Source organism: Robertmurraya sp. FSL W8-0741, from assembly GCF_038004005.1.
GTDB lineage: Bacteria > Bacillota > Bacilli > Bacillales > Cytobacillaceae > Robertmurraya > Robertmurraya siralis.
In genome coordinates, this window is the sequence record NZ_JBBOQG010000001.1 from 3,059,230 (window position 1) to 3,070,567 (window position 11,338).

Sequence of the window (11,338 nt, forward strand, 5' to 3'; positions counted from 1 at the left end):
TCCCATCTATATATGAATTGTTGGCTAGACTTAAATAGAAGCTAACATACATGTACCTTCTATAAAATTAGTTTCATTAATCATAATGTAATAAAAATGAGACCGATTCATCTTTGTAGAATTCGTTTTAAACTTCATGATTTTTAAAATAAAAAGAGGTATTACTATTAAATATTACATCATAATATGATCTATTTTACCATATTCATACTTTAATGAAATAAAATTTTGTCTCATTGAGAGAGAATTATCCATTCCTATTTTTAGCGGCAACGGGAGAGATTTTTCATCAAATATGGATCGCTGAAAAATCTCAGTCCCCATCCTCCTTCTTTTGATAAGGGGTATTCCACCTGCCGCCATTTTTTTAGTAAATACTATTGATCTTTATACCGTTCAACAAGTACTGGTTGAAGCTGCTCCCCTTTCATCGCTGCCTCCACCGTGTCCTGTAATAAAGACATTCTTGCCACTAACGAGTTCGGCTTTTTAATCGGATCATCTTGACCATACGGGATAAAATATATATTTTTTGTTGCCATCAACCTCATTAAATTGACACCATTTAAACCGAGAGCATCATTGGTTGAAATTCCTAAGACGACTGGTTTACGATTTCGCAGAGTAGCTTTTGCGGCCATTAATACAGGAGAATCAGTCATTGCGTTCGCAAATTTACTAAGCGAATTCCCAGTTAATGGAGCAATAACCATACAATCAAGTGGAATTTTGGGGCCTAACGGCTCTGCTTTTACAATGGAATCAATAACTTTATTTCCCGTTAAGTCTTCAATCCGTTCGATCCAATCTTCCCCTTTTCCAAAACGTGTGTCTGTATTTTTGACGGTATGGGTTACAACTGGCAAAACTTCTGCCCCTGCATGAACGAGCTTTTCTATTTCTGGAAAAACTTCATCGTACGTACAATGGGAACCAGTTAACCCAAAACCAATCCTCTTACCATTAACACTCATGCTCCTTACCCCTTTCGTGATTGTAAATCCTCCTGCAGTACTCTTGACAGAACGTTCGCCAATATTTGCCCTGCTGTCCTAGGTGCAACGATACCTGGCAAGCTAGGTGCTATCAATGCTTTAATTCCTCTTTTTTCTGCATAACGAAAATCAGTTCCTCCAGGCTTTGAAGCCAAATCAATAATCAATGTGTGCGGTGGCATTTTCGATATCACCGAAGCTGTCACGATCATATGAGGAATCGTATTTATACATATATCCACATCTCTAACATGTTCTCCGAGATTTTTTAATTGAAAAGGAGTAAGTGACATTTCTGTTATTCTTGCAATATGCTCTGTTTTTCTTGCCCCCACCTTTACATAGGCACCTAAGGCATTAAAAGCTCTAGCTACGGTCATTCCAACTCTACCAAGACCTAGAACAAGCACGTTTGAACCATGAATCGTAAAATCTGTATGTTGAATAGCCATCATAATTGTACCTTCAACCGTCGGGATTGAATTATAAATAGCAACGTCATCTCTTTGAAAAAGCTGAACAAGGCGGCGATCCGCTTTTTTAGTGATTCCGCTTAAATAGGAATTGGTGATTCCTGAATAAACTGTGCAATGTGATGGTGTCTCCAGCAATATCTCCTCAGACAATAATACCTTTTCATTTGAAAAGATTGTATCAACCTGACCGTCTAAACCTGTTCCAGCTACCGGAAGAATAATGGCATCGATGATGGAAAAATCGACTTCATCTATCTTCTCTTTTACCGCTCCTGAAAATGCGTGATCAAGCTGCTCGAAGCCTATTAGTGAGAGTTTTGCATCAAGCTCAGTTAATCTACGGATAATCTCCAACTGTCTTGCGTCTCCACCGATGACTGCTAAATGCAATCCTGTCAGCATAAAAAATTCACCTTCTTTTTTTGAAATCCTAAGCTAAGGCAAGATTATAAGTTAATGAACTCATTTTGTTTTATCGTTTTTTTAAAATATCAACTACTCCAACAGCTTATGAATGAAAGAAAGGATCGGTGAGTTATCCCACTAAATCTCTTCTCAATTTGGTCAAGAGCTCTAGAACAACAGCTTAGGAACGTAGGTCTTAACCATTGGATAACGTGTTTCTGTCGATGATTTAAAGGAGTTTTTCCTCATCCCATAGCTTGGGTTAAAAGAGCCGCGGAAACGGATCTGAACTTTGCCTAAGATAATGCTCCTGCAATATTTCCCTATTTTTTTCTGGCGATGTTATAGGATTGTGCTGATTTTGTGAAAAACCAAGGCTTCCGTCTTTAAACTGAACGACCACTCTGACTCGGGTAAAATGTAACGCTGCTCTTCCTTGTCCGAATACACTTTCTTTTCGGACTTTGCTCTTCGATTCCCTAACATAAGAAATAAAATATTTTAAGGTATATATTCAAAAATTTTCTCCCCTGTTTCACCCGAGTAAGAGCTAAAATGCACCAATAATGAGCAACAATATGGTTGAACCTAACTTATTTCAAAAAAGAAAGGGTTGATGCAAAATACTATTTGCATCAACCCTCATCTAAATCGTTATTTGGTACATCAATAATGATCATATCATTACCGATTTTTTTAATATGGCGCCATGGTACTCGAACTTCTCCGCCTTGTCTTTTGAAGCCAAACCATTTTAACGACGGAATAAGCAATGCCCTGATTTGGCCACTATTCTCATCGATTTCTAAATCGGTTTGCCCCAGAACGCCTAGGCGCTCTGCCTTTTTAACATCGACTATTTCCTTCCCGCTTAATTCACTGAGCCTCAATTCATTCCCCTCCGTTTCCATCACTCCTTATATATGTATCAATAAAGTACAAAATTTAGAATAAGCTCGACCTAAATTATTTACATTTTGCCAAATTGGAAATTTGCGGTCCATCTTGTCATTCTACAAAAAACAACCTGCCGAAAAGCAGGTTGCAAGACGTTAAATATTCTTTGGTAACTCTCCCTCTGGGCTTATGAGGGAAACCGAAAATGCATTTGTGAAAATTGTATTGGCGAGCTTGTCAACGCCTTCCTTAGAGACCTGATCAATCTCATGAACAATTTCATCAAGGGTGCGATGGCGTTTTAACAGAAGCTCATTTTTTCCATTGCGGCTCATCCGGCTGTTCGTACTTTCTAAACTTAGCATTAAGCTCCCTTTTAACTGCTCTTTACAGTTGTTTAGTTCTTTTTCTGTAATCCCTTCACTTTTTAAATTAGCAAGCGTTTCTTTAATCGTATCAAACAATACATCCAACTGCTTAGCACCCGTACCTCCATAAATCGTCACAATTCCGCTATCGTGGAAGGAAGAATGATAAGAAAAAACAGAATAAGCAAGCCCTTTTCGTTCACGGACATCTTGGAATAATCTTGAACTCATGCTCCCGCCAAGAACATTATTTAAAACGATCAAATTATAAATGTCTTCATGCCCTACTTGTAGCCCTTCAAACCCAATGCATAGATGGGCCTGTTCCGTTTCCTTTTTCCGTGCCATATGGTTCATATGGAACATAGGCTTTCCATCAGGCTGCTCCTGATTCCCAGCTTCATAGCTCCCAAAATGTTTTTCCACATCAGAAATAAACGATTCAGTAATATTTCCGGCAATGGAAATCACGACATTTTCTGGAGTATATGTATTATGCATATATTCTTTTAATGTTTCACCGGTAAAGGATGCCAATGTCTCCTCTGTACCTAAAATCGGATAGCCTAACGGATGATTTTCATAGACAGCTTTGCTCAATAAATCATGCACAATATCATCGGGTGTATCCTCATACATTTTTATTTCTTCATAAACAACATTTTTTTCTTTTTTCAACTCTTCTTCATCAAAGGTTGAATTGAAAAACATATCAGCAAGTACTTCAAGAGCAAAATTCGCATGATTGTCCAGAACCTTTGCATAGTAGCAAGTATATTCTTTTGATGTGAAGGCATTAACCTGACCGCCGATACTATCGAATGATTCAGCTATTTCACGCGCTGATCTCGTCTTTGTTCCTTTGAAAAACATATGCTCAAGAAAATGAGATATTCCGTTGTTTTCCGGATTCTCATTACGTGAACCAGTTCCAATCCAGACGCCGATAGCAACAGAACGAACAGTAGGTATATTTTCTAGTACGATTCTTACTCCATTTTGACAAGTATATCTCTTAATCACGCAAATTCCTCCTGATTCAAAACATGATGCTAAAAAATTACATCGTTTCATAATAAGCGGTAACGACGGGTCTCACCGTTGCCTTGCCGAAAAGACTTTATTTCGTAAACTGTTGTTCATGATGATCATTTACGAAAACAGCCTCCATAAAAAATTGCCAGGACTAGACTGCTTCTCATCCTAAAAAGAAGGAGATGATAGGTCGGCATTAATCTTAGCTTGTCTCTTTTTTCCTCTAATATCCGAAAGTCTTACCGTCTTTCACTTAGCAGCTCTGAGACTGTATTGATTTCTAAATTTTTATTTTTAATTTCAGTAATTAATCGATCGAGCGCTTTGGCAGTTGAATCGGTCGGATGCATCAACACCATTGCCCCGTTATGAATTTTACTGATGACGCGATTGATAAGTACTTCAGGTGCAGGTTTTTGCCAATCGATCGTATCGACACTCCATAAGACAGTTCCTAGCTTTTCTTCAGCTGCAATTTTCACTACTTCATCGCGATAACTTCCACTAGGGGGCGCTAGCCATAAAGGTATTTTTTCAGTGGTTGCTTCAATCACTTCATTTGTTTTTTGAATCTCCTGTCTGATCATTCCCGCGGAAATTCGCTTCATATCGGGATGTGTATAGGAATGATTTCCTACCTCATGCCCTGCGGAAGAAATCATTTTTGCTAATTCAGGATGATTTTTTACCCATCTTCCCTCTAAAAAAAAGGTAACGTGAACATTATGTTTCTTCAAAGTTGCAAGAATAGGGGAAAGATATTCATTGCCCCATGCTACATTAATAATAAAGCTAACCATTTGCTTTTCTGGATTGCCTTTATAAATTGGATTTGGAGGAAGATCACGAAGATGGATATTCGGTTCAACTTGTTTATACACAAGCTTTTCCTTTTTAAACTTCCCATCCTTTTTCATCTTCTCAAATGATGCGTCAACATCAACCTTTAAACCATTAATGCCCGGAATTGCCTTCCAGACTGGGTCAATTTTCGCATCTATTGGTGCAACAGCGTAGTCTTTTGCCTTAGAGCGAATTTCTTCATATAAAGGGTCAACTTTTTTACTGACAAATGTACTATCTCCCTTTAATTTCGCCAAATATTGTACTGTTAAAGAATTATTAACAATAAGGACACCGAGTAAAACAATCATAGCAATAAAAACCAGCTTTTTCATCCTTTATGCCTCCTTCCTTACAAATTATGAGGAAGGAGGACAAGGTAGAACTAGGTTTCCAGAAAACCCACTTCTAGTATTAAAGAGACACAAAAAGCCAGGGCATCCCCTGACTTTTTCGAAGCATAGGAGCACTTGTTTCTTAACTTCGTGAGTGAAACATTTACTTCTGTGCCTGTTCCTTTTGCTCTCGTTGCTCTTTTAGAACAGCTTTTCTGGATAAGTTCACACGACCTTGTTTATCAATCTCCGTTACTTTTACAAGCACTTCATCACCGATTGATAATACATCTTCTACTTTTCCAACCCGTTCTTCAGCTATTTCTGAAATATGAACTAAGCCATCTTTACCGCTAAAGATTTCAACAAATGCACCGAATTTTTCAATTCGTTTAACTTTTCCTAAGTACATTTGACCAACTTCCACTTCACGTACGATGTCTTCTATAATCTTTTTCGCTTTTTGGTTCATTTCCTCATTGGTTGAAGAAATGAAAATGGTACCATCTTGTTCGATATCGATTTTAACATTTGTTTCCTCGATAATTTTGTTAATCTGCTTTCCACTTGGTCCGATAACGTCGCGAATTTTATCTGGGTTAATATGCATCGTTAAGATTTTTGGAGCATATTGAGAAAGCTCGTTATTTGGTGCAGAGATCGTCGCTAGCATTGACTCAAGAATTTGCATCCGGCCTTTTTTGGCTTGTTGCAATGCTTCTTCTAGAATTTCACGAGATAATCCTTCAATTTTAATATCCATTTGCAGGGCAGTTACCCCTTTAGCAGTACCTGCAACTTTAAAGTCCATATCTCCCAGATGATCTTCCATTCCTTGAATGTCTGTTAAAACGGTATAATGTTCGCCAGATTTCACAAGCCCCATCGCAATTCCAGCAACCGGTGCTTTAATCGGCACCCCTGCGTCCATCATTGCCAACGTACTTGCACAAATACTCGCTTGCGAGGTTGAACCGTTTGATTCAAGTACTTCAGATACTAAGCGAATTGTATACGGAAAGTCGCTTTCAGAAGGGATAATTGGTTCAAGAGCACGCTCGCCAAGTGCACCATGTCCAATCTCCCGACGACCAGGTCCTCTAATTGGTCCTGTTTCTCCAACACTAAAGCTCGGGAAGTTATAATGATGCATAAAACGTTTTTCTTCTTCGATTCCTAAGCCATCTAATATTTGCACGTCTCCTAATGCGCCAAGTGTACAAATACTTAATGCTTGTGTTTGTCCACGTGTAAATAGTCCAGAGCCATGCGTACGAGGAAGAAGCCCGACTTCTGAAGATAAAGGACGGATTTCATCTGGATTACGACCATCAGGGCGCACTTTTTCTTCTGTAATTAACCGACGAACTTCACCTTTTACAAGCTTGTCTAATATTTGCTTTACTTGCTTCAGGTCATCTTCATCTGCTTCCTGCTCTTCATACTGAGCAATCACTCTGTCTTTCACAGCTTTAATCGCGTCTTCACGTGCATGCTTTTCCTGCACTTGAATGGCTTCAATCATTTCTTTTTCGCATGTTTGACGAATTTCTGCTTCTAATTGCTCATCGACATTGAAAAGGATAACTTCCATCTTTTCCTTGCCAACTTTTGCAGCAATTTCTTCCTGAAAGGCGATTAAACGTTTAATTTCTTCATGACCAAACATAATGGCTTCAAGCATCGTTTCTTCCGGCACCTCATCTGCACCAGCTTCAACCATATTGATCGCATCTTTTGTACCGGCAACGACCAGATGGATATCACTTTTTTCCATTTGTTCTACATTTGGATTAATAATAAAGTTTCCATCTATGCGTCCTACCGTCACTCCAGCAATCGGTCCTTCAAACGGAATATCTGAAATTGATAAAGCAAGAGAAGAGCCAAACATCGCTGCCATTTCTGATGAGCAATCTTGATCAACGCTCATAACCATGCTAATTACCTGGACTTCATTTCTAAAACCATCGGCGAATAACGGACGGATGGGACGATCAATTAAGCGGCTTGCTAAAATCGCTTTTTCACTCGGACGTCCTTCCCTCTTAATAAAACCTCCTGGTATCTTTCCAACAGCATATAGTCTTTCCTCATAATTAACAGTTAACGGGAAGAAGTCTAGTTTTTTCGGTTCTTTTGAAGCAGTTGCCGTGCTTAATACAGCAGTATCTCCATAACGGATTAGTGCTGAGCCGTTAGCTTGTTTTGCCAATTGACCAATTTCAACAGTTAGTGGCCGGCCAGCCCACTCTATGGAAAAGATTTGTTTTTCTTGTCCCATTCCTTTTAAAACCCCTCTCTTACTAACACTCCTGGGAGATTTAGCTAATAAAAATTATATATTGTATCTTAAACTCCATCTCATTACTCTAGTAGGCATGAAGATGACGGATAATATTCATTATTTTAAATATAACATTATTTGGTATAGTCAGGTCCTCTCCCACGATAAGTCAAACTCGATTCGCTTTGGCTTATCGATTTTTCTTTATCGAAAGAACAGGCCCTTCCAGTTTGTACGGCGATAAGCAAGCCGCTTCCGCTTTTCTTATATTATGTACATTTTTTTATGGACTTAAAATACGAAATTATGTATTAATTTTCCAATTATTTAATGCTAACAAAAAAGCGGGAAAACTCCCGCTTTTGTTAACATCCAGTTCTTATCGACGTAAACCAAGTCTGTTGATTAACTCACGGTAACGTTGAACGTCTTTGTTACGAAGATAAGTTAATAGGTTACGACGTCTACCTACCATTTTCAAAAGACCGCGACGTGAATGGTGGTCTTTCTTATGAGTACGTAAGTGATCATTTAAATTATTGATCTCCTCAGTAAGGACAGCGATTTGAACTTCTGGTGAACCAGTATCGTTCTCATGTGTTTTGAACTCGTTGATAAGTTCATTCTTACGTTCTTTTGTGATTGCCATCCGTTTCACCTCCTAAATATTCAATCCCCAAATGCTCCAGCAAGCGTCGGTGACTCGACTTGCCAAGCAAAGGTTCATTTTTAATACGTGTATTCATCCAAATATATACGAAATGAATTCACGTTAATTAGAATACAACTTTTTGTGACAAAAAGCAAGAGGAAACAATATATTTCGCTGTTCTCGGTAAAATACACCTAAACTTTATGAAAATAATCAATCGTACTCGCCTTGTCTTTTTCTATTTGTTGTACAAGCTCCTCAATACCATTGAATTTTTTCTCTGCTCTAATCCTTTTATGCCACTCAACCACTACTTCATAACCATAAATTTCCTGAGTGAATTGAAAGATATGGACTTCAACTGATGGCTTAGGAGCTTGGGTTTCATTAAATGTTGGCTTATATCCTATATTACAGACGCCCTCATACCAGTTATCTGCAACAAGGATTCTTACTGCATAAACACCTATTGGCGGGAGATAAAAGGAATCATCAATAGCGGTATTAGCAGTTGGAAAGCCAATTGTTCGACCTCTTTTATCGCCATGAATAACAATCCCACTCGTTGTGTAAAAACGGCCTAAAAAGTCAGGTATTCTTTCCACATCCCCCTCCCGTATCAATTTACGGATAAGAGTGGAGCTTATCTTTTCATGCCCGTTTGACAATTTCGGTACAGTCGTAAATTCAAATTTTCCTCTTGAATGAAACGGGAGTGTCTCCATCGTGCCTTTCCCTAATCTCCCATAACTGTAATCAAAACCGGCAACCACATGAATAACATTTAAAGCAATTAAATATTGATCGACAAACTCCTGTGGAAGAAGGTTAGCAAATTCACTTGTAAATTGCACCACAAATAAATAATCTACATGCAGCTGCTCTATTAATCTCGCCTTCTCTTTTAGCGGTGTGATATATTCCACATGTTTTATATCCCGTCGAAGAACTACAGACGGATGAGGATCAAAAGTCATGACGGCCACCTTGCCATTTCTTTTTTCAGCTATTGCTGCAGCCGTATTTATTACTTTCTGGTGCCCGTAATGAACACCGTCAAAAAAACCTAATGCCATCGTCATTGGCGCAAAATCTTCAGGCTTAAATTGATGAGGATGATGAATTTGAATAACTTCCACTTATTTTCCCACCTAATTCCTGTCACAGAAAAATCTCGTATAGTCTATATTTTCAGCACTTTTTTAGGCTTCATTAGCCCTTCTTTTTGAGGGTGTGCCTCATAAATCGCTAAGGCAGTACCATCCACCTCTTCCAAAACGATCGGTCCTTTCTCATTGAGAAAGGGCTCTGGAATAGGAAGGACAGCTCCATTTTTTACTTTCTCACCTAATTTATCATTTATTTGATATTTCGGCAAATAATATAAGGCTGTCTCAATCGGTTGAAGAGCCTCAACAATTGCTCCTGTTTCCACTAATTCCTCGATATCAGAAAAAGTAAGACAATCGTCTAAAGTAAAACTCGCAGACCTGATACGAGTTAATTGTGACATATGTGCGGGATATCCAAGCTTCTCACCAATCATTACGGCAAGTGTGCGAATATACGTTCCTTTGCTACATGACACTTGAAAGCGAAAACGAATCAGTTCTCCTTCAAATTGCTCCCGCTCATCCAGCAGATCAATTGAATAGATCGTCACTCTTCTAGATGGCCGTTCCACTTCCAATCCTTGCCTTGCATACTCATACAATCTTTTTCCATTAACTTTTACTGCTGAGAACATCGGAGGCGTTTGTGTTATTTCACCTGAAAGCTCAGCTAAAACGGCTAGAATTTCCGCTCTTGAAATAGATTTTTTTACTAAGTTTTCCTCAACAGTTTCTCCTGTTGCATCCTCTGTCGTTGTAGTAAAGCCAATCATCACTTCTCCGACATATGTTTTTCCTGCATCCGTTATATATTCAGCAACCTTCGTTGCACGTCCCAAGCAAATGGGCAGTACGCCATCGACCTCAGGATCTAATGTTCCTGTATGTCCAATTCTTTTCATCCGCAATATTTTGCGCAGCTTAAAGACACAATCATGCGATGTCAGTCCTTTCGGTTTATACAGTGGCAATATTCCTTCCATCTCTATCCTCCTCTTCACTTTTATATGAACGACCTCGCGTTTTGAAAAAGATTATCTTCAAAAACAGAAATGGTTAAGATTAGGTTAGCACGAATGCAACAGCGTAAAGACCAAATATTGCATTTCTTTGCGTTCATTGACACCGACCTTTTTCCTACAAAAAAGCAGGCTCACTCTGTTTATTATCGATATACAAAGATATACCAATGACATTAAAATCGGCTTGAGCGCCTTCGCAACCATCAAGGAACAGATTGTTCCGTAAGAAGCTTTCGTTAGTGCTCATCACGATACAAACTTAAAAGGGCCTATTGGAAACCTTCAGTTGACTTATCGCAGATATGTTTGTTACGTTTTGACTGCTTGCGATAGACTAGATGCACGCTTTAAAAAGGAATCCGCAACAAACGAAATTTATATTTTTCCTAAACAACGAGAGAAAAAGGATAGACAGCCCGTCTATCCCTCCTCCATGTCAAAATATATGAAAGCCTTTCATCATCTGCGTTAGCGCTCGCAAGTCGACTCTAATCTTCATGATCCTTCGATTGGTTCTCTTCTTGAAGCTTATATAAAAGGGAATCGATACGATTACCATAATCAATCGATTCATCAAATTCGAATATGATTTCCGGTGTTTTTCTCAAGCGAATTCTCTGCCCAATTTCTGAGCGGATAAAGCCTTTTGCTTTTGCTAAACCTTTAAGCGTATTCTCCTTCTGCTCATCATCTCCTAAAACGGAAATGAATACTTTAGCCTGTTGAAGATCACCAGTTACTTGAACATCTGTCACGGTAACAAACCCTATCCGAGGATCCTTAATTTTCCGTCCGATAATCTCGCCGAGTTCCTTTTTCATTTGTTCGCCAACACGATTAGATCTAAGACTCATTTTTGTCACCTCTAGTCCTTAAGAAAAGTACAAGCGCCCCTGCTTTCGCTAGCGTGC

Annotated in this window: 10 protein-coding genes; all 10 read right to left on the reverse strand. The window is 38.7% G+C overall.

The window, feature by feature from the left end; genetic code table 11:
* Nucleotides 1-377: 377 nt before the first annotated feature.
* Entirely contained in the window at nt 378-974 is a 597-nt protein-coding gene (dpaB, locus tag NST02_RS14825; RefSeq protein WP_095308163.1) for a dipicolinate synthase subunit B, read from the reverse strand.
* Between the two features lie 5 nt (nt 975-979).
* Nucleotides 980-1,873: a dipicolinic acid synthetase subunit A gene (gene dpaA, locus NST02_RS14830; protein WP_095308161.1), complete on the reverse strand. Its 894-nt coding sequence runs from the start codon at nt 1,871-1,873 to the stop codon at nt 980-982.
* A 638-nt stretch (nt 1,874-2,511) separates the two neighbouring features.
* Nucleotides 2,512-2,766 carry a YlmC/YmxH family sporulation protein gene (locus NST02_RS14835; RefSeq protein WP_095308713.1) on the reverse strand — a complete coding sequence of 85 codons (255 nt, stop codon included), beginning with the start codon at nt 2,764-2,766 and terminating at the stop codon, nt 2,512-2,514.
* A gap of 162 nt (nt 2,767-2,928) precedes the next feature.
* A complete protein-coding gene (locus NST02_RS14840) occupies nt 2,929-4,164 on the reverse strand; it encodes a M16 family metallopeptidase (protein ID WP_095308159.1) in 1,236 nt (411 codons plus the stop codon).
* 251 nt (nt 4,165-4,415) lie between these two features.
* On the reverse strand, nt 4,416-5,354 hold the full coding sequence (locus NST02_RS14845; protein ID WP_095308157.1) for a polysaccharide deacetylase family protein: 939 nt from the start codon (nt 5,352-5,354) through the stop codon (nt 4,416-4,418).
* A 163-nt stretch (nt 5,355-5,517) separates the two neighbouring features.
* Nucleotides 5,518-7,638 carry a polyribonucleotide nucleotidyltransferase gene (pnp, locus tag NST02_RS14850; RefSeq protein WP_137742846.1) on the reverse strand — a complete coding sequence of 707 codons (2,121 nt, stop codon included), beginning with the start codon at nt 7,636-7,638 and terminating at the stop codon, nt 5,518-5,520.
* 382 nt (nt 7,639-8,020) lie between these two features.
* Entirely contained in the window at nt 8,021-8,290 is a 270-nt protein-coding gene (gene rpsO / locus NST02_RS14855) for a 30S ribosomal protein S15 (RefSeq protein ID WP_095308153.1), read from the reverse strand.
* Nucleotides 8,291-8,487: 197 nt separating this feature from the next.
* On the reverse strand, nt 8,488-9,432 hold the full coding sequence (gene ribF, locus NST02_RS14860; protein ID WP_095308151.1) for a bifunctional riboflavin kinase/FAD synthetase: 945 nt from the start codon (nt 9,430-9,432) through the stop codon (nt 8,488-8,490).
* Between the two features lie 44 nt (nt 9,433-9,476).
* Entirely contained in the window at nt 9,477-10,388 is a 912-nt protein-coding gene (gene truB, locus NST02_RS14865; RefSeq protein WP_340949224.1) for a tRNA pseudouridine(55) synthase TruB, read from the reverse strand.
* Nucleotides 10,389-10,915: 527 nt separating this feature from the next.
* Entirely contained in the window at nt 10,916-11,281 is a 366-nt protein-coding gene (gene rbfA / locus NST02_RS14870) for a 30S ribosome-binding factor RbfA (protein ID WP_095308147.1), read from the reverse strand.
* Between the last annotated feature and the right edge of the window lie 57 nt (nt 11,282-11,338).